We start from the raw sequence: 24242 nt of genomic DNA, 5'->3' as shown, positions 1-24242 counted from the left end.
TCTTCAAATATTTTAACTTACTAAATCCTCTAATACCCCTTACTTCGTAAATAATAAAAAGTATTATATTATTACATATTAACATTTCAATGATTAAAAATTAAATTGCGACGCAAAATAAGTAATCAAACAACTTAAATCAGTTATGAAAAGTAAAATCCTGTTAATAGAGGATAATATTCTACTTTCAGAAACCATAAAAGAACTTCTTGAATTGAATGGCTATAATGTAGTCAAATCACTCAGCTCAGGTGAAAATATCGAATCCCATTTAAACCGTTTCAACCCAGAACTGATTTTGATGGATATCAGAATAGAAGGAGATCTCGATGGTGTGCAGCTTGCAAAAAAAATAAAAAACAATCTTAATATTCCGATAATTTTTGTCACTTCCTTTTCGGATGCCGAAATAATAGAAAGGGTTAAAGAAGTTAAACCCGAAGGCTTCATTATCAAGCCATTCAGTCAGGAAACCCTTTCGACAACCATAGAGCTTGTCTTAAGCAAATATTACACTGAAAAGCAGCCAAGTAATTCAATTTCTCACTCCAAAAACGGGGATGATACATTCTTTGTACGAGATAGAGGTTGGTTAAAAAAAATAAAAATCAAAGATATTCAGTATATTAAAACCGAAGGCACCTACACACATATTATCACTGATACCCAGAATTTCACACTCAGGAGCCCAATTAAAGATATTGCCCCAAATCTTCCCGAGAATGACTTTAAAAGAGTACATAAATCTTACATTGTTAATCTAAACAGAATTGATGCCTTATGTGCCAAAGAATTAAAGATAAAGGAAGAGGTAATTCCAATAGGCAGAAACTACCATTCTGAGCTTCAAAAAATGATTCAAAAGTTAAATGAATAGGGTTAAGCTGTAATAACCTCTATTATAATTCACAGGGAAATAAATTTGAATAGTGTAATCTCAACCAATTTTACATTTATCCTTTAAAACAACAGCAAAATGCTTTTCTCTAATAAGAAGTCAAATTCAATTTGATAATTGATCTCTTTTTCATATCCATTTTCTATCGTTGAGAGTCCGAAATTACAGCTATCAATTTGTTAATTAAATCCTATTTTAAAAGTAAAAAAGGGAGCCTTCCTCCCCTTTCCTTTACATCATGCCTTCGTCAGCAAAGCTGAAATAGGCACAGTCTGTAAAGATGATATGATCCAGCACAATGATGACCAGGTGCTTCCCGACCTCAGAGAGTTTTTTGGTCAGTCTTCTGTCCTGCTCTGAGGGTCTGATATTTCCTGAGGGATGGTTGTGGACCAGGACCATCGAGCAGCTCTGGTTTTCCAAACAAAAAATAATATTTAAAATATAGACACAAAAAAGTCAATAATATTAACAATGGATATTTTCGAAATACTTACCCTTATGGATGAAAAAGAAATACAGGTCAATAAAAGGCTGGACAGCATCATTTCATCCAATCCGGATCCCTTTCCCTTTGAGCGGATCAATAAAGGAAAGTCACTCTTAAAGCTTATGGAAGAAATCAGGAAGTGCATAGAAACGGATCAATTGCTGCTTGCGGGGATGAAATTAAAAGAGCTGGAATTTCAGGGGATTAATATTGTAAATAAATGAGTACAAAAACCTGTAAGAATTTGATAAATTTCACCTAGAACCGACCAGTCTCTTGAGTTAAAATAAAATCAACCCCCATCATTACTCCAACATGGATATTAGATCTGCAGCTGAAAAAATAATTGCACTGAAAAATGCTGATATGGCATTGAGGAACAGGCTTATTCAAAGCAAACAGCTCCACAAGGGTTACAACAAAGAAATGGAAGCCCTGCACATAAAAAATGTAGATCAATTAAATGAAATTATTGAATCCATTGGATTTCCTAGCATGGAAAAAGTTGGGAAGGAAGCCAATGAAGCAGCCTGGTTAATTATCCAACATGCTATCAGTAAACCGGAGTTCATGAGAAAATGCCTGACAATGATGGGCAAACAGGTGAAGCAAACTTTGGAGGAGCGAAGACAAATGGCTTATCTTATGGACAGGATAGCTGTGTTTGAAGGAAAACCACAACTATACGGAACACAGTTCGATTGGGATGAAAAAGGACTATTACATCCATCCCCCCATGACGGCCTGGAAAGAGTAAATAAAAGAAGAAAATCCATTGGCTTTAATTCCTTGGAAGAACAGACCGATCTCATGAGAAATCAGGTAAAAAATGAAAACCAGATACCTCCTTCAGATTTTGAACTAAGAAAAAAGGAAATTGAATCCTGGAAGAAACAGGTAGGTTGGATAAAACAAAAGAATTAAGTGGGGAATAGGGAAGTCAGGTAAGTTGATATTGAGAAAAGCCTTGAAAGAAAAAAGGTTGGGCTTTAGAAATAACACAAAAAAAGCACCTCTCTAAAAGAAAGGTGCTTTACAAACTGCATTGACACTTCGCTTGGGAATTTCAAAATATGTAAAACCCTAATACCCGCTGTTCTGGATAACGTTTTCATTCCCAACAATATCAATGTATAGCTGTGGAATAGGAAAGTACTCATGTTTTCCTTTGACAAACCTTCCATTAGTGAGGTGAGAGCGTAGATTTTTCTCTGAATCAAAGTAAGTGTTCATTACTTCATCAGCGATCTCCCATCTGACTAGATCGAAGAATCTATGTCCTTCCATGGCAAGTTCAAGTCTTCTTTCCAACCTTACTGCGTTCCTGGCTACATCTGCGTTGTTCCATGGGCTTTGGTAGCTGTCTATGGCATACTTGGCTGCAGGCATTTGGCTATTCAGAGCCAAAACAGGCTTAGTATTTTTGGCCCTGATCCTTACCTGGTTCACCAATTCTCTGGCCCCTTCCAAATTTCCTGTTTCCACCAAGGCTTCTGCTTTCCAAAGTAAGAGATCCGGATATCGTATCACATAATAGTTAAGGGAGCTGATATAGGGCCATACCTTTACCTGAAGACTGGACAAAGCCGATACAATTCTTTTCTTGGGAGCAAATGGGCCATAAGTACTCAGGTCTCTTGCCCAAGAAGCTTCATAATTAATCCCCAGATCTAGGTAAGGAATACCTGGTCTACCCACCGTATGGTCCAATCTTGGATCCACATAATCCTGCTCAGAAAGGTTATTTCCGGCAACAGGAATACCTGATTGATCAACTTTATAGGCATTTATGAGGTTTTGGCTTGGCCTGTGAAAGCCATATTGCGGATAGTGTGGGCCTCCCGGAGCTGAAAGTCTATCCCCAATAGCACCGTTAAAATGTCTTGGTTCTCCGTCATTTACGGAAAACTGGACTGCAAAAATTATTTCCTCACTGTTATCGTTTTCCGGAAGAAATACTTCTCTAAAGTCATCCAGCAGTCTATACTTTCCCGAATTGATTACTTCATCTGCTTCCTGAATGGTTTCATCCCATTTTTTCTGAAAAACGTATGTTTTAGCAAGGTAGGCTGAGGCAGTGTAGCGATTTGGCCTGCCTATGTCTTGTTGGCTATCCGGAAGAAGGTTTTTGGCATTTCTAAAATCTGTTTCAATTTTTGACCAAAGCTCTGTATCTGTAAGATCTTTATTGCCTTTGTAGAATGAGTCTATTTCGATATCCTCTTCATCCAGAAACGGAACATTTTTATAGATTTTTTTCAATTCAAAATAATAATGACCTCTAAGGAACAGCAGTTCTCCTGTCCTAATATCTTTCAACTGCGCATTAAAACCTTCCGAATTTCCCAAAAGGTGCAATGCATAGTTTGTCCTTTTTACACCTTCAAACAATGCCAGCCATTTTCTTTGGATATCGGCTATGACTGGCGTTGTATTGAAGATTTCCATTTGGTGGATCTGGTTTTGATCGCCTGTACCTCCTCCTCCTTTGTAGCAATCATCGGAAACGGCATCCCCGAAGCTCCAGTTGGAAGCGGGGGAATTGAAGCCACTTGTAGCATTGTCAAACTGACCGTTCAATACGCTGTAAGCAGCAATTATGGCTCTTTCCACATTTTCAGGCCTGGTCATTTCAGCGGGAGAAACTTCTCCAAACGGGACTTCTTCCAAAAACTCAGGGGAACATGCCAACGTTAGCATTGCTCCTAAAATGTATAAGATTATTATTCTGTAAGATTTCATTTTTCTTTATTTAAAGTTTGATATTGAGCCCAAGAATTATTGTTCTAGAGGGAGGGTATACACCTCTATCCACTCCAATGTCCAGGTTTCTATTGGAGCTGGAGTAATTTTGAAGGCCGATTTCAGGGGTCATACCGCTGTAATTGGTCAGGGTAAAGAGGTTGTTTGTCTGTCCATAAACCCTAAGTTCAAGTCCTCCCAGTTTATGAGGAGGAATGTTGTACCCAACTTGCAGGTTGTTCAGCTTGATAAATGATGCCTGTTCCACAAAAAATGAAGAGGGTCTGATATTTTCATTTTGATCATCAAGGCTAAGTCTTGGGATTGTAGCTCCCGGATTTTCGGGGGTCCATGCTCCCAATAGATCAACAGATTTGTTGTAAGCAGACTGGTTAAAGAAGTGGGTTTTGTATTTGGTAAGGTTATAGATATCCTGACCAAAAGATCCGTTGAAGAAGAGGTTAAGGTCAAAATTCTTGTAATAGAAATTGGCATTAAATCCTATAATTGCTTTGGGATGGGGAGAACCTATTACAGTCCTGTCATTGGCATCAATCACCCCATCTCCATTTACGTCTCTAAAAATAAGATCGCCGGGTTGGGCATTCGGTTGTAGACCGTAAGACTCAACCTCTTCCACTGATTGAAAAATACCTATGGCATCATGGCCAAAGAAGGAGCCAATGGCCTGTCCGGGCAAAGTTCGGGACACCTCCTGACCAAAATTAACAGAATGAAGGGAAGAGCCTGGAATTCCAAGATAACTTACTCCATCACTGAGCTCCATGAGTTCATTTCTGTAGAAGGAATAATTCAGACCCAGGTTGTAATACAAAGCTCCTGCATTTCCGGAATATTTTGCACCGATCTCAAGCCCTGTATTTCTCATTTTTCCGCCATTTGTCCAAACGCCGTCATTTGTTCCTCCATACGTTGGTGGTATTGGAGCATATACTAAAAGATTGTCAGTAATTTTATTGAAATAATCCATAGAAACAGACAACCTGTTTTCAAACAGCTCTATATCTACACCAATTCCGGACTGAGTAGTAGTTTCCCAGGTCAGGTTGGCATTAGCTACTCTTGTTTCCACGAGACCTATCGCAACACTTTCCTGTGCACCATCTATGGCATAGTTGGAATGATGGATATTGTTCTGAAAGCTTGCAAGGCTTGAGTATGCAGGAAGTTGCTGATTCCCTGTCATCCCCCAGTTAACCCTGACTTTCAGCTCATTGACACTTCTTCCCAGGTCAATGAAATTTTCTTCACTTATTCTCCATCCAGCTGAAAACGCAGGGAAAATATCCCATTTATTATTGGAAAGTCTTGAGGTTCCGTCATATCTTACTGTTGCAGAAAGCAAATATTTATCGGCGAAGGAATAGTTTACTTTACCGAAATATGAAAGTAAATTCCATTGGTCGGCAACCCCTGTATTCTGTTGGTTATCTGTACCATAACTCAGGTACCTGAAATTTGGGTCTTCATAGAGGAATCCTTCCCTGTATGCAGATTTTGATTCAGCGTATTGTTCAATGGCTTCCTGTCCCAGAAGGAAATCCAGTCTGTTTTTTCCTGATTCAATATTATAATTCAGGGTATTGGTCCATGCCAGCTGATAATAAAATGAGCTGTTATCGGATAGGCTGTTTACTACTCTTAATGATAAAATTTCATCATACAAAGGGGCAAATGCCCTTCTGTTGTAGTTTTCATAATCCAGACCAAGGTTTGTTCTGAAAGAAAGGTTTTTAAGGATTTCGGCTTCTCCATAAATATTGCCCAGAACTTTTATCCTGTTTCTGGTATTGTCCTTTTGTCTGGTCAATGAGCCCAGAGGGTTGGCAATATCATTAAGAGGGTTACCTGCAAAATTCCCTTGGTTATCCCTTACCGGCACGATTGAGGGAAACTGAAAAGCATCATAAACTATACTTCCAAGGGAGCTATTGATTCCAACATCATTGGTTCTAGTCAGAGATGTGGTAAAATTCTGACCTATGGTAATGCGGTTCTTTATTCTGTATTCTGAATTGTATCTTATTGAAAACCGGTCAAAGCCGGTATGTCTGATAATTCCCTCCTGATTAAAGTATCCAAGGCCGAGCAGTTGTCTGGAATTTTCATCCCCTTTGGACACATTCAAATTATAAGAGTTCACTTTGGCATTTTGAAAAATCTCTCTGACCCAGTCGGTATCTCCGGAAGGAATTGTTTCAGCTTGGTTCAGAAAACTTGGAATCTGTGCCCTTTGAGGGTCATTTCCATAAATATCCGAAGTTGGATTTCTTCCATCGTTTAAAGATGCCTGCCAAAGCATGTCTCCATATTGTTGGGCTGAAAGCATTCTTGGCAAATTGAAGGCCTGTTGAATCCCGGAATACGCATCCAGGCTAACTGAAGTTTCTTCGCTCCTTCCTTTTTTTGTTGTGATAATAACCACCCCGTTTGCAGCCCTTGAGCCATAAATGGAAGCGGCAGAAGCATCTTTGAGTACTTGCAGGGACTCAATATCCTGGGGGTTGATTGAATTGAGGCCACCTGAGATTGGTGTACCGTCCACCACATATAGCGGATCATTGTTGTTGACGGTTCCAAACCCCCTGATCCTGATTGAAACATTTCCTCCGGGACCATTATCAGAGAGTACCTGTACCCCTGGGGCTCTACCTGCAAGCATGTTTTCAACGTTGGCCACCGGAATATTCTTAATTTCATCCATATTGACCACCGCAACAGCACCTGTCAGGTCTTTTTTTCGTTGGACATCGTAGCCCATTACAACAAATTCTTCCAGAAGGTCTCCTTCTTCTTCTAGGTATACAAGGATTGAAGTTTCATTGCTTATCGCAACATGCTGACTTCTGAAGCCTATGTATGAGATGACAAGTTCCTTGGTCTCATTAGGGACCATGATCAAAAACTCCCCTTCAAGGTCTGTAATAGTACCAATATTGGTTTCGGGAACGAATACAGAAGCACCTACTACGGGTTCATTCCTTTTTGCATCGAGGACTTTTCCCCTGACTTCCTTTTGATAAAAGAGGTTATTGGTATCCGGAGAACCTTTCGATATCGGGCTTAGATTCCCGGCGAAAGATGAATGACAGATAAGTGCCAAAAATAGCACTATCCCCAAGCTACTGATTGCAGTATACTTGGTTTTAAGTAAAATAAAATTCATAAATTTAAATGTTAATGTTATAAGTCGTTTTATAGCTTAATTTTTAACCGGGTTGTTGGCGCAGCCCGGTTTTCTTATTTTGTTTGTTACATAGGCTTACATAGGATTAGATTTTTCAGACATTCTTTCAAGCGATGATATTGATAGCCACAGCCCCAAAACTTTAGACTAAAAAATTCTTGATAATTTGGTTTTAAAGAACACGGTGAACTAATCAGATATCACCCTGCAAATCTATTTTAAATAAACACTGCATTTATACCAGTTCAGGTTATGCTTATTTTATTTTATGTGCAGGTTATTTCAAAAAATCAGAAAAAAACTTAATTAATATTTAATAGTAAATAATTGGTAATATTAAAATTTTTCAACAAAGTGAATATGTGTAAACAATTTTTTCAATTAAATGACATTGTTTTTATTTGGAAGGTCAATTATCCATGAGTTCAGTTCATATAAAAGATAAGCTTATATCAGGAACAAAAATTGATTTATACAGTAGGTTCTATTATGAATCGGAGTAGAACTTTAAGTTAAGTTTGGATCCTTATACATCAGTAAAAATCAATAAAAGTTTTATTAAACTGAATGAACAAACCAAACCTATTGAATAGATATAATTGCTTTCCAAGAATGAGGTGGGGTCAAAATAGTTTTGAAATTCGCAGTTGGATTTTGTGTGATTTGAAACAGTTATTCTATCCAAAATTTTGGCTTTCGATTAAAAGAAATCCCGGATGAAAACGTTTAATCATCCGGAACTTTAAATAATAGTCAAAAACACTTTATAGATAAATACATTTAAGACTACTTTTCGATTTTGCTATGGTAGAGCGTTACTCCACTCTTATTGATGACATCAAACTCAATTTTTTCTTCAGTCAAGGAAAACAGGATAAAGCCTGCCTCTGATGCGGTGAACTTTGTATATGGCAGCGTATCACTTTGGGTAACTTCTGATGCCGACCCAGAAATCACCTGTTTGATGCCGTTATGCTCAAGGTATTGAAGGCTGTGGTCATGGCCGCTGATGTAAAGGTCTACTTCTGAATGCCTCAACAAATTTTCCAATGATTTTCTAATGGACCTGGTATCATAACCATTGGTCCTTCCACCTGTATATACAGGGTGATGACCTACTACGATTTTCCAGGCAATTTCGTCATCTTCTTCTTCAATGAGTTTCTTCATCCACTTTTTTTGGGCTGAGGAGTCTGACTTGGCAACATTGGGACCGTAGATAGAATTGGCATAAAATTCAGGTATTAGGCTATTGGTATCAATATAAATAAACAAAGCCTTTTTCCTACTTCCTTTTATTGGAATAGTTTTGGAGTAATACCTTTCAGGCATGTTCCATCTTCTGGAAATGCGGGAGTATTCCACCTGAGCATCCGGGTCACCGAGGTAATCATGATTTCCTAAAATAGCGTACCAATCTATCTGAAGATGATAGCTTTTATAAATATCTTCAAATGAATGTTTCCACAAGGGATCATGAATACTTCTGACACCATTAGGGTAGAAATTATCACCTGATGAAATGATAAAATCGGGTTTATATTTTTTCACCTGATGGATAAGTTGATCAGCAACTTCCAGCTGCTGATCATCTCCATTTCTCCCCCAGTCACCAATAACTATGAATTTATTGGATCTAACAGTTGGGTCAATTGTCTGTGATTCTACCCTTAATACCAAGCCTGAAAATATCAAACAGAAAATTAATAACCTTTTCAGCATAACTTTAATATCCGGGGTTTTGAATCAATTTAGGGTTGGTTGCCAGTTCACCTTGAGGAATGGGAAAAACCCTTCTGTATGTTTCATTGTTGGTTTTCACGGGTAAATTGGTTTCAGCATCTCTCCCCCACTCACTTTCAAATTTCCCAAACCTGATCAGGTCATTTCTTCTCCAGGTTTCGCCAGCCATTTCCCTGCCTCTTTCTTCTAAGAGAATATCCAGATCAATGGCAGCCAAGGTGCTGGCATTCCGGATTGACCTGACCTGATTGACTAGCTCCAAAGGGTTTTGGCCCATTGGGTCATTTGCTCCTCTTAGCAAAGCCTCTGCTTTTAGCAGGACAAAGTCGGCATACCTGAACAGTAGGAAATCATTTCTGGAATCTCTGCTTGAAGTCCATGTTGGGTCTGGTGTGTATTTTACATTTCGCGCTCCTTGGGCAATCTGTTGTGGAGATCGCCCTCTATCAAAGGTTTCCACATTCACAAATGCAATCTCAGGGTCCAAAAACACATGGTAATCCCCATCCATCATGGGGCTACCATCATTATAATATTGGTGTCCGACCAACCAAATCCCATTTCTGATGTCCTCTGGATCCTTTTCGAATAAATAGTAAAAATCTGCCCAGGTATGTTGACAATTACCAACGCTAATGGTAGTCGGCAATCCAAAATTCACTCTGGAAAGTGGATGCAAAGGAAATCTCCCTAACCTCATCCCATTGGCACCAAAATTTTGATCAAATGGGATTGCGAAAATGGTCTCTTTAATATGTGGTCCGTTATTAAAGCCAAACATTTCCAAGTAATTCTCCTCAAGATCAAAGGGCTGGTTGGCCCCGTTTTCACTGGCATTCATTATGATGTTAATGGAGTTCACTGCTTCTTGATACTTAGCTGTCCCTGTATATACTTCAGCATTGATATACATTTTTGCAAGAAGCGCATGGGCCATCCAATAAGTTGGTTTCCCGTATGTAGCTGTCCCGATTTCTTTGGACAGGAAAGGCAAAGCTTCTGAAACTTCATTTTCCAGGTATGCAAAAACTGCACTTCGGTCTGAATTTCCAGGTAGTGTAAGCTCCCCATATTCAGGGCTGATAGGAACATTTCCAAACAGGTCCATCACAAAGAAATAATAGAGTGCGCGCATGGTCCTGATTTCTGCTACGGTCCTGTCCCTTATTTCACCCTCACTGGCATTTTCCAGGGCGGCCAGTATTTCACCACAAAGGCTGATGCCCCTATACGCCCAGGTCCAAGTGGAATTGATATGGGGGTGTGTTTCATCCCAAGTGTGTAGATTTAGCTGTATGTACCTTCCCCCATCATAATAATCTGCTCCTCTGGCAGTAAGGACTGCTTCATCTGTTGTCAGTTCCTGCAGGTAATAATAGTCAAGGGCTATATTGTTTCTCAGCTGTACATATACAGGCCCGGTTACGGAGGCAAACTCTGCGTCTGATCTTGGAAACACATCTGAAGTATAGCTGGACTCTATAGGCACATCAAGGTCCGTGCAGGACAGTAGTCCCAGTAATAGTAAAGCACTTAGTATATTTTTCATTTTCATGTTAATTTTTATTCAAAGAATTCTGAAATGGTTCAGCTTCCATAGATATTTCTGGGCTTGCCCTATGGGTGGAAGCATTTTTTAAGGTTTTTAGAAATCCAGGGTCAATCCCAGCAGGAACCCTCTGGTCATAGGGTAAAAGTTATTATTATCAAACCCCGGAGTCAACCCTCCAAGGTTTACCTCTGGATCGATTCCTGAATATTTGGTGAAGACAAACAGGTTGTTGCCTGTGACGTAGACATTCAGGTTTTTGAAACTTTTGCTGTTCGCCATAGGAAAATTATAGGCGAGTGTAGCATTGTCTATCCGAAGAAATGATCCCGGCTCCAAATAGCGGTCAGAGTAAAAATTGTTATTTACATCTGTCATAGGCTCATCCTGGGCTGAAAGAGGAATATTTCTTAAATAAGCCTGACTGATACTGGAGAGCACAGCTCTGGTAGAATTCAGGACTTGATTTCCATAAACACCTCGTATGAACACATTCAAAGACCAGTTTCCGTAAAAGAAGTTATTTCCTATACCATAGGTGAATTTGGGTTGTGCATGTCCCATAAGAACGGCATCAGCAGGAAATCTGGGTGCTGAGGTTTCCCCACCATCTGCGGTGCGGAAAGTTGAAATGCCATTTTCATTTCTTCCGGTCCATTGGAAAAGGTTGAATAGACCTATTGGATAGCCTTCTTTGATCAATTGGGTGGATACCCCGCTCACTCCTGCTCCAGAACCACCTGCTGTAGGAATTGAATCCAGCTGGTACTCAAAGTTTGAAAGCTTTTCTACCCTGTTTCTGTTGTGCGATATATTTCCTGAAACCTCCCATGCAAACTTTCCTTTTTGCATTAGGCTGGCTTGCAAAGTAAGCTCTACGCCCTTATTTGATATTTCTCCCACATTTGCAGTCATCGTGGGATGAACAAAAAGAGTGGTAGAAACCGGGTAATTGAAAATAAGGTCTGAAGTATACTTATTGTAAACTTCAAGGCTACCATTTAGACGACTGCTGAAAAGTGAAAAGTCAAGGCCCAGATTGAACATAGAAGTTCTTTCCCATCTAAGGTCGTCATTTACATTAGCTACAGAACCTAATGCCTGTTCGTAGACCCCGTTATTGTAGTAGGTTCCAGAGCTACCAAACCTAAAGACTGTCAAAAGGGGATCAAACCCAAGAGAGTTACCGGTAACACCATATCCGGCTCTGAGCTTTAGCTGCTGTACCAATGACTGACCGGAAAGGAAGTTTTCCTCATGGATCAACCAGCCCACAGATGCTGATGGGAAGTTGCCCCACCTGTTGTCCCGGCTGAATGCAGAGGATCCATCCCTTCTAAGGGAAACCTGTAAGAGATACTTGTCATAAAGAGAATAGTTTACCCTGGAGTAGAATGAAATTATCCTCAGTGGTACCTGTAAAAAATTGCCATAATCCACCCTCAATGTATTGGAACCCAAAGCCAAATTCTCCGCTCCTGTCACATCGGAAACAAAGCCTGTATTAGTGGCCTGAAAGCCATCATTATTGACGTCATCCTGCCAGGAATATCCACCCAAAATTTTCAGTTCCTGGTTCATCGTGTTCAGGGGAGTATATTCAAAGAATGATTCAAAAACCTTTCTATTGTTCTGAACACTGAACCTTTTGGCTATGCCACCTACCTGCTGGCCAGAATAGGAAGTTCCTTCATAGCCTATCGGCAATATGGATTCACTGTTCTGGTATTGCTTTCCCTCGAATTTTTCCAACTGATACGAACCCAGTACATTGATATTTAACTGCTTAGTCACATCAAACTTTGCTGATATAAATCCCAGGATTGTATTGTTTTCCCTGCTATCCTGATTCAGTTCAAGAATGCCCAAAGGGTTAAAGTAATTGGAAGTATGGTCGATGGTATTTTCTTTAAAACTTCCATCTTCATTCCTTACATTGACCGTAGGAAGATAGGAGACCATTTGCCTGTAAACCTCTCCTCTCACCAGCTTCTGCCGATCAAGCGAATTGGTCAACTGAAAATTCAAATTCAAACGATCATCGAAACCCTTTTGGTCTAAAGAAAACTGTGCAATGATCCTTTCTCTGCCGGATTCCCGTATAATCCCTTCCTGATTGAAGTAGTTGAGGCTGGCATTGAAAGTAGCTCTATCTGTCCCTCCTCCATAGCTAAGGGTGTGGTTTTGACTGATTGCCGTCCTTGTAACGATATCCTGCCAGTCCGTATTTACAAAAGCAGTATCTCCTTGATTTATTGAATAGTCGTTGTCATTAGGAAAAAGGCTTTGTCCGTTTTTGGCAAGATAAGACCTCAGTTCGTCTCCTGTCATCATCCGAAGTGAATTAGAGGCTTGTTCTACACCTGTATAGGCATGGTAAATAAAGCCGTATGTAGGCTGTGCTTTTCTTGTAGTGACAAGAATTACACCGTTGGCAGCCCTACTTCCATATATTGCAGTGGCAGATGCATCCTTCAAAACTTCTATGGATACTATGTTGTCCGGTGATACCAAGTTGATAGAAGCACCCGGAACTCCATCTATGACATAAAAAGGCTGCTGTGCGGCTCCTTCTCTAAGTGTGGAAGCTCCGCGCAATACAATACTCGAACCTCCATTGGGGTTTCCGTCTCTGCTGATCACCAATCCTGCCACTTTACCCTGCAGCAACTGTTCGGGGTTTGCAATGACTCCCCTATTAAATTCTTTGGGAGCAACACTGGTTATAGAGCTTGTTAATTTTTCCCTGCTGACTTCACCGTAGCCAATTACTACAGCCTCATCCAAAAGATTTTCCTTATTTCTCATTCTGATGGTCCAGTCACTGCGGTTGCCCACCGGGACCTCCAGAGGTTCATAACCAAGCATTGAAAATATCAGTACATCATTTTCTTCAAGGTCTTCAAATCTAAAGTTGCCATCAAAATCCGTCACCTGACCACTGCTTTTACCTTTTACCTGAATGGTGACCCCAAAAAGTGCTTCGGAGGTCTCCCCATCAATCACTTTTCCTTTCACTTCAATTGAAACTTTTTTTGGCTTTGATGTATTCGAAGTGGCGTTTTTTGATGCAGACTGTATAAAATACACCCCTCCTCTTTTTTCCACAAGGATGTCTTTGGATTTGGTGAGTTCGGAAAAAAACGTTTCCGCATCATTTGCTAGGATTGATTTACTGCTGACCTTTAATCCATCTAGCTCTTTGGCATCATAAATTATATTCAGATTGAAATTTTTCTGAAGCATACCCAGCGCTTCTGACAAGTGGATTTCTTCAGCTTTTGCATATCCCAATGTCCCTGATCCTTGGGCAATGGCATAATTGGTCAAAAGTAAGAGCGCAAAACTCCCACAGATCTTGAGAAAGCCCTGATGAATTTGTGCTTTCTCCAATTTGTTTTTTTTCATTACTTTAGCGATTGATTAATTAATAAAAGGTTATTGATGGAAACCATTTCATTCAATTAGCCTGTCCCGACACCTGCTCCAACAGGTGTCGGGTTATTGAATTTCGTAGTTTTTCGATCCTGTTTTTTTGATTTTCAAGCCATATTTGGAGAGTATACTGCCCAACACATCCATTATCACTTCCAGGTCTAAGCCTGCTTCCAAATTGGCACTTAATCCCAGCCCCGTACCATCCGGGTGACTGATCTGTACATCATAATAGCTTGTAAGAAGATGGGCGACTTCTTTAAGGTCTGCATTGTCAAAAACAAGCCTTTTAAGTTTCAGGTCCTGATAGTACTCCGTTTTGCTTTGGACCACAGTCCCGTTTTGTTTATTGATTTTTAGCTGTTCTGATTGCTCAAGTGTGGCTACAGAATTCCCTTTGTAGGCGACGGCTACTTTGCCACTTGCTACCGTAATGCGCTGCTCGGGAAACTGGCTATAAGTCTGTACTTCGAAGGATGTGCCCAGTACTTCTATTTTTGAATCATCTGCTGTGACACTGAAAACTTTATCCGGATTTCTTTTTACATCAAAAAATGCACTTCCAGACAAGGTTACTTTTCTCTCCTTTTCAAAACCCTTTTGATAGCTCAGGCTTGAGTTTGGTTTTAGAAGAACAAAGCTGCTATCGGGTAATAATAGCTCCTTGAACTCCCCTACCCGGGTACTTTCTACTACTTCCTGATATGAACTGCCAACAGTTTTCCAAAGCAATATTGTCAAAATCAAAAATGGCAACAATATAGCAGCGACTTTCAATACAATGGACTGAAAAACTTTTCGTGTAGGTCTGATTGCGGCCATGGCATTTTTCTTTGCCCTGGACACTTTTTCTAAATTAACATCAGGCTTTTCGGAACCTGAAGCTGCAATGCCATCCAACCAGTTTTCCAGTAATTGTTTTTCCAATTCGTTGGCAGTCCCATTGAGGTATTTATCCAGTAAGCGGGATATTTTGTGATTTTCCAAGAGTACGTCGTTTGGTAGAAGTACCCCGAGGAATCCATTTCAACTATTCAAAAAATCGAATTAACAGAAACTTAGCAATTGGAGTAGAATAGTAACAAGTAGTTAATACTTTGGTAATCTGAGGAAGGATTTTGTGTCTTGCTGATGCGATCTGATTGCGTACAGTCTGTTCAGAAACTTTGTTAAGTAAGGAAATCTCTTTGGCAGTATAGCCTTCCAATTCATGTAATAAAAAGACCTGCCTTTCTTTTTCCGGCAGTACCAATGTCTGGGCATGAATCAGTTCAAGCAATTCCTTATGCAGAAGGTCTTTTAATGGCAGGTCAGATTTTTCAATCTGATGAACAAGCTGTTCCAGATGTTTTTTTCGTATTCCCTGACTTCTGAAGGTTTTAAGGATTTTCTTTTTTAGGCAGGAGAAAAGGAAAACTTTCCATTCAGTCCTTATCGGAAGTTGCACTTCTCTTTTTTCCCAGATATCCAGAAAAAGCTCCTGAACCAAATCTTCAGCTTCATTTTCATCCTCTAAAATAGAAAAGGCATATCGAAATAAGGAGCTCCAGTACTGATCGAACAAATACTCAAAAGCCTTTTCATTCCCGGAACGCAGGTCTTCCCATAAATTCCCCTCTGACTTATACATTTCTAAAATTCATTCAAATCCAAAGTTACCAAATTTTAGAATCGGGAATTGATACTTATGAGAATGTCACAGAAAGTTCATTTTGGATTAATAGTATATTAACATCTCTTGAAAATTGTAGCTTTTATATTTATTAAATATCCGACAAAACCGAAATGGCTTTAGCTCTTCGATCATATAAGTCCATACATAATATCCTTAGAACCAATCTGCTCTACGCCTAAGCCAACATTTTGAAAATGAAAAATTTCCAACAGAGCAAAGGCTTAACTTTTGAAAAGGAAATTGAAACTTAAGCATGATTGTGCAACCCTCCTTTCCACGCACTGAACTGCTAAAAAGCATACAGTTATTACCAAACCACATCACTTTGTCCCAATAAAATATCCCCCTATCCAAATTTTAGAAGGTTAACAACATTTTTCTATTAATTTGATCCATTGCTATTTACAAGGCAATTTGAAGTTTTCAGAAAAGTGTACGCCCACCACAAAGAATATGAGCCTTATTTTGGCCACTACAAATCACCTGCAAAAGTCGCTGTCATAGCACCTGGCTCTTGGCCTTCTGGTGAAGCAGCTCAGGAATACAGAGGGATCCAGCTCATGTTGTTAGAATCACATATCCAATTTGATATCATAGAAAAGAGTCAAATCGCTGTCCAGGAAAAGGCCCTTAGCAAATACAAGGTGGTGATTTTGCCTGAGATATCTTCTGTAGATCAAAGTGCATTGGCTTCTTTGAAAAAATTGGTCAATGAAGGAGTCCATATCATTGCTACCAATCGCTCTCTTTCAGACCATCCTGAAATATTAGATGACTTATTTGGTGCCAAAATAAAGGAACTGAACCATGACGGAGCAGGTTTTTACCTTCAACCTGATAATAAAAAACTCTTCACTCGATTTGACAAACAATCTCTCCTGTTCAGGAAATTCAACCTAGGGCTTTATGATTTTGATGGAGCAGTGGAAATGCAACTTCCTATTTTAACACCGGGTATCCCCGGACCTCCTGAAATCATTGGCGGTCATGAACCTACTGGATTCCATGCTGTTGGCATTAAAAATCAGAATAGCGGAAAAGCGGTTTTGATGCCCATCAATCTAGGGAAACTTTATTATCTTCATGGTTACGAGCAGCATAAAAATCTATTCTTGGATTTGATAGACCATATTTTTCCGGAAGTGAACCAACTCATCCGCACCAATGCCCATCCGAGAATTGAGGCGATTTTACAAAACTATGCCTTGAACACTCCTGAGAATTATGGCAATGAGGCAAAAGACGGTATGATCCTACATTTAGTCAATCTGACAGGATTTAGTGGAAATACTTATTTTGACCCTTTACCGGTCTTTGATACAGAATTTGAAATTCACACTGAATTTAAGCCTAAACGCATTTGGAGCATGGTTAGTGAAAAAGAAATTTCTTTTACATTTCAAAATGGCAGAGTCACTTTTAAAATAGATAAAGTCCAGGAGTTTGAAGGACTAGTGATGGAAAGGTGAAGTTTAGCCTATAAAATTTAGAATGAAGGAAATTCACTTGCATCAAAAAATCCAAGATCGCTATCTCTAAGCACAACAATAAAAAATATCCCACTTCATTCTTATGGCAGAAATCAGGAAGTGCATAGAAGCGGATCAATTGTTGCTCGCAGGGATGAAATTAAAAGAGCTGGAATATCAGGGGATACAGATTGTGGCAATATGAGCTCGAAAAGCCAATAGTCAAGTTGTTTGAAGAATGGTAATTGAATTGTGAAAATTATGATCTGTCCCAAATTTCCCTTAAGCTTCCTGATACCATTCCAAGGCCAATTTTTCAGTGGCTTTTATAAAATCATTTTTACCTGCATTATATTCAAAGTGGTGTTGAAACTCTTGTTTGGCCAATTCAATCTTAAGAGTTTGGTATTCATTTCTTTTCTCCGGATGTGCCCTTAGAAACTCTCTGAATGCAAGATGCCTTATCCATTCAGGACTGTCTTTTATCAATACATGGATATGAGTTAAAGAAAAGAACTCTTTGCCTGCAATATATTCCTCATTTAGACCGATTACTTCAGGGACCTCAATAGGTACCAAAGGTTTCAATTTTCCAAAAAGGTGTCTTTCAGGCAAAATGGCTTCATAGATTTTGAAATAAGTATAGCCATTACCGGTCATCGGACCGATCACCTGATCCAAATGCTCTTCATGGTTAAGCCCTACCATAATATCAATTATGGGTTTTGCCATTAATCTCTCCACACTGGTACTCCCAATATGTTCTACTGCAGGAGAAAACTGCTCCAGAAGATCCTTCAATTTTTGTTTCTTGGTTAGGAATAATCCAACCCATTTTGGATTGTAATCTTCAATAATGATTTTCAGCAAAAAGCCTCCAAAACTTTAATGGGTCCACTTTTTAAATAACTTATCAGTCAGATGATAGCAGTTTTTAACCCATATTATTTATTGCTTGCTAAAAAACACCAACTAGAGAATAAATTCTTTGCATTTTGATGAATTCCCAATTTAACAAGTATTTTTTTTAACAACTCGATGAACACCAATTTCAAGATGCTCAAGGGAATTGTTTTCAAAGTCATATTCAGGCAGTAAAATTTGTCGTAATCAACACTTTATAATGTCGTTTTTGCAATACATGAATTTTTCAGACTTCACTATATTTGTTATGTAGATATGTTCAGCAAGTTATTGAAGTGATGGGTTAGCCAGGAGCAAAAGGCAATTTTCCTTACTCGGAAATAACTGAAACAAAAGCTGAGTGGAACGGACTTTAGCAACCAACAAGAGAAGGACAGGAGAAACTCACAATGGAGCGGATCAACAGTAAACCACCGAAGCCATTTGATACTGTCTCTAATTCTGTTGGCCAGTTGAGGACATCTATAAACCATCACCAGGCTTATCATATCGGGCAGGTCGGGATATTGAGAAAGGCATTTGGTAATCAGCCATTAAGTTACAATTGATGACTGGTCTTGTTGCCGGTATTGTAAAACATATTTTAAGAAATGAACCAAGAAATCCGAGAATATATCGAATCCCAAACGATTGATTTCAAAGAAATCTTGCTTAGACTAGCCCAAATCATTGATGAAAACTTGCCTGAAGCAGAAAGCAAAATCTGGCACCGGCATCCGGTTTGGTTTCTGGAAGGAAACCCTACCGTGGGTTTTAGCATCCAAAAACCAGGCGTCCGGCTGATGTTTTGGAGTGGGGCAGATTTTGGGGAGAAGGCGCTGAATGTCTTGGGGAAGAAATTCAAGGATGCTTCTATCTTCTACCAACATGTATCTGAAATCGACCAAGAGGATTTGGCTCGATGGCTGGAAAAGTCCAGATCCATCCAATGGGATTACAAGAATATTGTCAAGAGGAAAGGAGAGTTGGTGAGGTTGAGGTGAAGGGGAAAGGGATTAGGTTTAAGTAAAAAGTGATTAAGAGGAAGTGAAGAGGTGAGGTAATAAATGATGCTATTTTCAAGGGGGAGATTGTGTAATGAGGTGTAAATAAAAGTTGAGCAGTATGGGAATTCAAAGATTTGAGGACATAATTGGTTGGCAGAAGGCGCAAGATTTGGCTGTGGACATTTATAGAATTTTCCAGCATTCGAAGGATTTTGGGTTTCGGGATCAGATTTGCCGTGCAGCAGTTTCTGTATCCAATAACATTGCGGAAGGTTTTGATCGAAGTTCAGATTCGGATTTTTGCCGATTCTTGTACATAGCCATTGCTTAGTGTAGCGAGGTGAAGTCCATGGTTTATCTTGCCCAAAGGTTAGGATACACCACGGATGACCAAACCTATAATTTGGTAAAAAAATCGGAAGAGGTAGCAAAAATACTAAGAGGGTTGATTAAATCCCTTAACCTAAAAGGTTGATGATCAAGAAAGCGGTTTTAATAACTTCTAAAAGCCAATTTTGACTTACCCCTTACAACTAATGACTTATTCCTTATTAATTATGAACGAAGTGGAGTCCTATATTGGAAACTTTCCCGAGATGGTCCAAACCATCTTGAAAGAGATCAGGGGAATCATTTTGCGGCAAGCGCCTGATGCAGTGGAATCCATGGCTTATGGCATGCCTGCCTATAAAACCCATGGGAAGCCCTTGGTGTATTTTGCGGGTTACAAGCATCATATAGGTTTTTATGCCACACCGACTGGCCATGAATCCTTTATAGAAGCCCTTTCTATTTATAAACAGGGTAAAGGATCCGTGCAATTTCCCCTTGACCGGGAAATCCCCTATGGTCTGATCACCGACATGGTCAGGTTTAGGGTAGAAGAAAATAAGCAATCAACAAAACCCAAAGCACCATGATAAAATCAATTTATGTTAATCTTCCTGTCAAAGATCTGGAAAGGTCCAGATCCTTTTGGACCGAACTCGGATTTTCTTTTAACGAAAGTTTTTCTGATGACAAGGCACTTTGCCTGATGCTAAATGAAGGAAGTATTTGTGCCATGCTACTTAAAAGGGAGTTTTTCTCCACTTTCACCAATAGACCAATTGCTGACCAAAACACCACCCAGGTATTGCTGGCCATAGAAGTAGAAAGTCGGCAAAAGGTTGATGAAATGGTTAAAACAGCATTGGAAAACGGTGCCACCCGCTATAAGGATGCCGAAGACCATGGCTGGATGTATTACGATTGCATTGCTGACCCAGATGGTCACCAATGGGAAATCATGTACAGCGATCCTAATCAAATTCAGGCCAGAAGGAGAAATTACTTTAGTGAAAATCAGTTTTGATCCAGACCAAAGCCATTCCAAGGATATGCAGCAGGATGGCTGGCAGGCTATTTTGAACAATTTCAAAGAATACGAAGAAACCCATTAACCCTGGTCTTGATGGAAAGACAAAAGACACTTCGGACCTGTGAAAAAGGCCACAGATACTACAAGAGTACTGATTGTCCTACCTGTCCCACATGTGAAAAAGAAAATAAACCTAAAGATGGATTCCTTTCTTTATTGTCATCCCCTGCTAGGAGTGCGCTGATAGAGTACCTGGGGATAGATACATTGGAAAAATTAGCTAAGTATTCCGAAAAGGAAATCCTGAAGCTACACGGAATGGGAAAGGCAAGTTTACCAATCTTGAGAAAGGCCTTGGCTGAAAAAGGATTAAGCTTTAAAGAAGAAAGTACAAAAAAATAATCACCATTTAAATACCGTTTGGGTATAAAAATGATTTAAACATTTGACTAAGAATAGTATCCATGAATATCTAATATCAATTTAATATCATTATTATACTATGAAAAACCCAGTACAACCCTACCTACACTTCCAGGACAACTGCAAGGAAGCCATGCAGTTTTACCATAAATTATTTGGCGGTAACCTTGAAATCATGCCAATCGGTGAATCTCCCGCCAAGGAGCATTTTCCGGAAGATCTCTATGACCAAATCCTGCATTCCACACTAAGCAATGGTGATTTTAAATTCATGGCCTCTGATATGTGCGGCCAAGGAGATCTGAAGCAGGGCAATTCGGTACAGCTCAGTCTTTCCTGTGATACAGAAGATGAAATAAACCACCTCTACCAAAAACTTTCAGAAGGAGGCAATGTGGTCCAAAAGCTGGAACCTCAATTTTGGGGTTCCCTGTTCGCCATGGTCATCGATAAGTTCGGTGTGCGTTGGATGCTTTCTTTGGAGCAAGCTTGATGAAGTGACTGTACACCTTCCAGGTTTTTACCAAAGTGGCATAATAAAATCGAAATAGCCTGAAACCGGGAAGGTTTTGACCATGCAAATCCCCAAAATATGCCCAAAGTAATTGCTGCATTCAATATGACCCTTGATGGATTCTGTGACCATACTTCCATAGATGGGAATGAGGAGATGCATCAACTGTATGCAGACTTGATAAACCAAGCCGGGACGCTCCTCTATGGAAGGATCACCTACCAGCTGATGGAATATTGGATCCCCATTGCCAAGCAACCCACTGGAGACAAGGCCACTGATGCATTTGCTGCCGCAATTAACAAAGCTCCTAAAATCGTCTTTTCAAGCACTTTGAAAAAATTGGATTGGGATTCTGCAAAACTAGCGGTCAAAAGTCTAAGAGAAGAAGTATTGGGTCTAAAGCAAAACACCGGAAAAGACATTTATGTATGCAGCCCAAGTTTGATAGTGGAATTGACCAATCTGCAATTGATAGATGAATACCAACTTTGTGTTCACCCGGTAATTGTGGGAAACGGATTGCCATTGTTCAAAAACATCAGCCAGAAGATTAATCTAAAACTTGAAAAGACCGAGACATTGGATTTTGGAGCTGTGATTTTGCAATATCAACCAGTTAAGGAAAAATTAGAATGAATACCATATTTCAAAATGACAATAGGGAAAATTTGATTACCAGAATAAATGTACTGGATGAATCGAATACTGCCCTTTGGGGAAAAATGAACCTTTATCAAATGCTCAGGCACAACACCTATTGGAATGGATGGATTTTGGGAAAATAAAATCAGCAAATTCGCCTCCAATTCATTATTAATTTGTTTGGATTGGCTTAAAAAAATTGGTTCAAAATTCATAAATTGGATTCAAAAATTCAGCCTATCCAAGATATCAAATTTCCCCTATCACATATCCTCCGTTATGCCCTGATTATGGCCATACTGGTATTTGTCCTGAAATGGTTGCAATGGAAATACCTTATCGTGGACAATGCCATAGATATTTATGTGGGCTTGATTGCGGTCTTTTTTACAATTTTGGGTATTTGGTTGGCCACACAGTTGACCAAGCCTAAGGTGGAGCAGGTCATTGTGGAAAAAGAGGTTTATGTGCCATTGTCGGAAGATTTTGCCATCAACCAATCTGCCTTGGAAGCACTCAACCTTACCAAGCGTGAATTTGAAATCCTACAGTTGATAAGTTCAGGCCACAGCAATGCCGAAATTGCTGACAATTTGTTTCTTTCTTTAAGCACAGTGAAAACCCATCTTTCCAATCTCTATGTGAAAATGGATGTAAAAAGAAGAACCCAGGCCGTTGACAGGGCCAAAAAGCTCCAAATCGTACCGTGAACCTTTTAGTACTTTGGTAGGAGTTTGTACTGAAATCAGAAAATGGTACTAAAGTATGAGCTCCATTCGGCTCAATATGAATAGCATTGTCCCAAACAAAGCAATTTTACAATGAAAAATAATGTATTGATTTTCGGCATCATACTGGGACTGTTACTATGCATCCCCTGGATCATCATGGTGAACATGCTCTACACCGATCCTGATTTCAAGAGCAATGACCTGCTTGGGTATGCCATATTGGTGGTTATTTATTCACTCATATTTGTAGGTATCAGAAATTACAGGGACAAAGGACTTGGCGGTAGGATTTCATTTGGTAAGGGATTAAAAATTGGAACCATTATCACTTTGATTGCAGGAGTCATTTATGTTATAATCTGGTCCTTTTCTTTTTATCTGTTTGTCCCGGATTTTATGGAGGTATACACCCAGCATGTTTTGTACCAATGCACTTCAGAAGAAGACCTGGCAGCCAAGACAAAAGAGATGGAGACTTTTGCCCGGATGTATGAAAATCCATTGTTTATGATACTGATTACATTTGCAGAGGTTGTCCCTCTCGGATTGGCAGTGACACTGATCAGTGCTTTGATCTTAAAGAAGCAGAAAACTGAATAGCATAAGAAAAAAAGTCTTTAACCCCTCACATTTAAAATCCCGTACTTTTGGAAAGATATATCCATTGGCCAATAATGGTGATATTGTTTTTGAATTCGAATTATGAATTTGAAAGAAACCATCAGTTGTAGACAAAAGAATTTCAAGCCCCAAGAAAACATGAACTATAATAACAAAACATTCAAAGCTGTTGAAAACAGCAAAAACGGAGAATCATCCGCTTCTACCACTTTTCATTATCGGCAGGATGGCAAAATAATCCAAGCTGAATATGAAGGAGGGGAAATAGTCAAAGGACAAATTTTAGGAAAGGTAGACGAAGCAGGAAATATAGATATGGTCTATCAGCATATCAATGTAGATGGGGCAATCCGCACGGGTAAATGCAGGTCAAGTCCATACTTTGCAAAGGATGGAAGACTCCGCTTAAAAGAAGTCTGGCAATGGACCAACGGGGACCTTTCAACTGGTATGTCAGAAATTGAGGAGATCCAAAGCTAAATTAATCAATAAATCAAATTAGAAAGGTAAAGCCCCAGATATACCAAACTGGTAGGGATCAGAATCTTAAAGAAAGTTATGATGGGAGCAATCAGGTAAGTCAACCAAAGCCATCTTCCTCGAAACTCAAGCATTTGCTCTATCCTCGTATTGGAGTACTGCTCAGCCAGATGAAAATAAAGAACATCTTCAGTTAGAAGAATACCATCAATATACAAGGCTAAAACGGATCCTAATACTATTAGATATAATAGTAATTTCATTTTAAAACATTTAAAGGGACTATGACAAAAACTGTGTAAGTTGGTTTAGCTACTTACGAAGTTAAAGTTATACCTCGAAATTCTCT

The 24242-nt window shown here is 39.4% G+C and carries 23 protein-coding genes and 2 pseudogenes; 15 read left to right on the top strand and 10 right to left on the bottom strand.

What is annotated here, in order from left to right; translation table 11 throughout:
* The first annotated feature begins 145 nt into the window (after window positions 1-145).
* Window positions 146-877: a LytR/AlgR family response regulator transcription factor gene (locus tag A33Q_RS08080; RefSeq protein WP_009036184.1), complete on the top strand. Its 732-nt coding sequence runs from the start codon at window positions 146-148 to the stop codon at window positions 875-877.
* A 252-nt stretch (window positions 878-1129) separates the two neighbouring features.
* On the opposite strand, the pseudogene A33Q_RS21830 reads toward A33Q_RS08080, so the two are convergent.
* Window positions 1130-1321, bottom strand: a pseudogene (locus A33Q_RS21830) (JAB domain-containing protein); the annotation flags it as partial.
* Between the two features lie 51 nt (window positions 1322-1372).
* On the opposite strand from A33Q_RS21830, the gene A33Q_RS08075 reads away from it, so the two are divergent.
* Both A33Q_RS08075 and A33Q_RS08070 read left to right on the top strand, forming a co-directional pair.
* Complete coding sequence (locus A33Q_RS08075) at window positions 1373-1612, top strand: hypothetical protein (protein WP_009036186.1); 240 nt, start codon at window positions 1373-1375, stop codon at window positions 1610-1612.
* A 91-nt stretch (window positions 1613-1703) separates the two neighbouring features.
* Window positions 1704-2312, top strand: coding sequence for a DUF6624 domain-containing protein (locus A33Q_RS08070; protein WP_009036187.1), 609 nt, complete (start codon window positions 1704-1706; stop codon window positions 2310-2312).
* A 159-nt stretch (window positions 2313-2471) separates the two neighbouring features.
* Here the strand turns inward: A33Q_RS08070 and A33Q_RS08065 are convergent, their stop codons facing one another.
* The 7 genes from A33Q_RS08065 to A33Q_RS08035 all read right to left on the bottom strand — a co-directional run bounded on the left by A33Q_RS08065 (window position 2472) and on the right by A33Q_RS08035 (window position 15695).
* On the bottom strand, window positions 2472-4130 hold the full coding sequence (locus tag A33Q_RS08065) for a RagB/SusD family nutrient uptake outer membrane protein (protein WP_009036188.1): 1659 nt from the start codon (window positions 4128-4130) through the stop codon (window positions 2472-2474).
* A 10-nt stretch (window positions 4131-4140) separates the two neighbouring features.
* The gene (locus A33Q_RS08060; protein ID WP_009036189.1) at window positions 4141-7317 is read right to left on the bottom strand and encodes a SusC/RagA family TonB-linked outer membrane protein; all 3177 of its coding nucleotides are present in this window, start codon (window positions 7315-7317) and stop codon (window positions 4141-4143) included.
* A gap of 807 nt (window positions 7318-8124) precedes the next feature.
* The gene (locus tag A33Q_RS08055) at window positions 8125-9060 is read right to left on the bottom strand and encodes a metallophosphoesterase (protein ID WP_009036190.1); all 936 of its coding nucleotides are present in this window, start codon (window positions 9058-9060) and stop codon (window positions 8125-8127) included.
* Between the two features lie 4 nt (window positions 9061-9064).
* On the bottom strand, window positions 9065-10630 hold the full coding sequence (locus A33Q_RS08050) for a RagB/SusD family nutrient uptake outer membrane protein (protein WP_040490257.1): 1566 nt from the start codon (window positions 10628-10630) through the stop codon (window positions 9065-9067).
* Window positions 10631-10726: 96 nt separating this feature from the next.
* Window positions 10727-14038 carry a SusC/RagA family TonB-linked outer membrane protein gene (locus tag A33Q_RS08045; RefSeq protein ID WP_009036192.1) on the bottom strand — a complete coding sequence of 1104 codons (3312 nt, stop codon included), beginning with the start codon at window positions 14036-14038 and terminating at the stop codon, window positions 10727-10729.
* Window positions 14039-14131: 93 nt separating this feature from the next.
* Window positions 14132-15052 carry a FecR family protein gene (locus tag A33Q_RS08040; protein WP_009036193.1) on the bottom strand — a complete coding sequence of 307 codons (921 nt, stop codon included), beginning with the start codon at window positions 15050-15052 and terminating at the stop codon, window positions 14132-14134.
* A 43-nt stretch (window positions 15053-15095) separates the two neighbouring features.
* Window positions 15096-15695, bottom strand: a complete 600-nt coding sequence (locus A33Q_RS08035) for an RNA polymerase sigma factor (protein WP_009036194.1) — start codon at window positions 15693-15695, stop codon at window positions 15096-15098.
* A gap of 440 nt (window positions 15696-16135) precedes the next feature.
* Here A33Q_RS08035 and A33Q_RS08030 point away from each other — a divergent pair, with 440 nt between their 5' ends.
* The gene (locus A33Q_RS08030) at window positions 16136-17209 is read left to right on the top strand and encodes a type 1 glutamine amidotransferase family protein (protein WP_009036195.1); all 1074 of its coding nucleotides are present in this window, start codon (window positions 16136-16138) and stop codon (window positions 17207-17209) included.
* Window positions 17210-17491: 282 nt separating this feature from the next.
* On the opposite strand, the gene A33Q_RS08025 is transcribed toward A33Q_RS08030, so the two are convergent.
* On the bottom strand, window positions 17492-18079 hold the full coding sequence (locus tag A33Q_RS08025; protein ID WP_009036196.1) for a GrpB family protein: 588 nt from the start codon (window positions 18077-18079) through the stop codon (window positions 17492-17494).
* Between the two features lie 644 nt (window positions 18080-18723).
* Between A33Q_RS08025 and A33Q_RS08020 the strand changes: the two genes are divergently transcribed.
* The 11 genes and pseudogenes from A33Q_RS08020 (at window position 18724) to A33Q_RS07965 (ending at window position 23893) form a co-directional block, all read left to right on the top strand.
* Window positions 18724-19116, top strand: coding sequence for a DUF1801 domain-containing protein (locus A33Q_RS08020; RefSeq protein WP_009036197.1), 393 nt, complete (start codon window positions 18724-18726; stop codon window positions 19114-19116).
* A gap of 121 nt (window positions 19117-19237) precedes the next feature.
* Window positions 19238-19594 (top strand): annotated as a pseudogene (locus A33Q_RS22375) (four helix bundle protein).
* Window positions 19595-19676: 82 nt separating this feature from the next.
* Window positions 19677-20039: an iron chaperone gene (locus A33Q_RS08010; protein ID WP_040490253.1), complete on the top strand. Its 363-nt coding sequence runs from the start codon at window positions 19677-19679 to the stop codon at window positions 20037-20039.
* Complete coding sequence (locus A33Q_RS08005) at window positions 20036-20473, top strand: VOC family protein (protein ID WP_009036201.1); 438 nt, start codon at window positions 20036-20038, stop codon at window positions 20471-20473. Before A33Q_RS08010 ends, A33Q_RS08005 begins: the two co-directional genes overlap by 4 nt.
* Window positions 20474-20572: 99 nt before the next feature.
* The gene (locus A33Q_RS07995; RefSeq protein WP_009036203.1) at window positions 20573-20881 is read left to right on the top strand and encodes an RNA polymerase alpha subunit C-terminal domain-containing protein; all 309 of its coding nucleotides are present in this window, start codon (window positions 20573-20575) and stop codon (window positions 20879-20881) included.
* 100 nt (window positions 20882-20981) lie between these two features.
* On the top strand, window positions 20982-21395 hold the full coding sequence (locus tag A33Q_RS07990; protein WP_009036204.1) for a VOC family protein: 414 nt from the start codon (window positions 20982-20984) through the stop codon (window positions 21393-21395).
* 99 nt (window positions 21396-21494) lie between these two features.
* Window positions 21495-22055 carry a dihydrofolate reductase family protein gene (locus A33Q_RS07985; protein WP_009036205.1) on the top strand — a complete coding sequence of 187 codons (561 nt, stop codon included), beginning with the start codon at window positions 21495-21497 and terminating at the stop codon, window positions 22053-22055.
* Window positions 22052-22204 (top strand): hypothetical protein, encoded by a 153-nt coding sequence (locus A33Q_RS22155; RefSeq protein WP_009036206.1) that lies wholly within the window; start codon window positions 22052-22054, stop codon window positions 22202-22204. The genes A33Q_RS07985 and A33Q_RS22155 overlap by 4 nt, the downstream gene beginning before the upstream one ends.
* A 75-nt stretch (window positions 22205-22279) precedes the next feature.
* Window positions 22280-22771 (top strand): response regulator transcription factor, encoded by a 492-nt coding sequence (locus tag A33Q_RS07975; RefSeq protein WP_009036207.1) that lies wholly within the window; start codon window positions 22280-22282, stop codon window positions 22769-22771.
* Between the two features lie 111 nt (window positions 22772-22882).
* A complete protein-coding gene (locus tag A33Q_RS07970) occupies window positions 22883-23392 on the top strand; it encodes a DUF4199 domain-containing protein (protein ID WP_009036208.1) in 510 nt (169 codons plus the stop codon).
* A 102-nt stretch (window positions 23393-23494) separates the two neighbouring features.
* Window positions 23495-23893 carry a hypothetical protein gene (locus tag A33Q_RS07965; RefSeq protein WP_009036209.1) on the top strand — a complete coding sequence of 133 codons (399 nt, stop codon included), beginning with the start codon at window positions 23495-23497 and terminating at the stop codon, window positions 23891-23893.
* A gap of 5 nt (window positions 23894-23898) precedes the next feature.
* Here the strand turns inward: A33Q_RS07965 and A33Q_RS07960 are convergent, their stop codons facing one another.
* Window positions 23899-24156, bottom strand: a complete 258-nt coding sequence (locus A33Q_RS07960; protein WP_009036210.1) for a hypothetical protein — start codon at window positions 24154-24156, stop codon at window positions 23899-23901.
* Between the last annotated feature and the right edge of the window lie 86 nt (window positions 24157-24242).

Origin of the sequence: Indibacter alkaliphilus LW1, from assembly GCF_000295935.2 — a bacterium.
Classification (GTDB): domain Bacteria; phylum Bacteroidota; class Bacteroidia; order Cytophagales; family Cyclobacteriaceae; genus Indibacter; species Indibacter alkaliphilus.
Note: the sequence above shows the minus strand (reverse complement) of the source record. Positions and strands in the feature narration are given on the sequence as shown.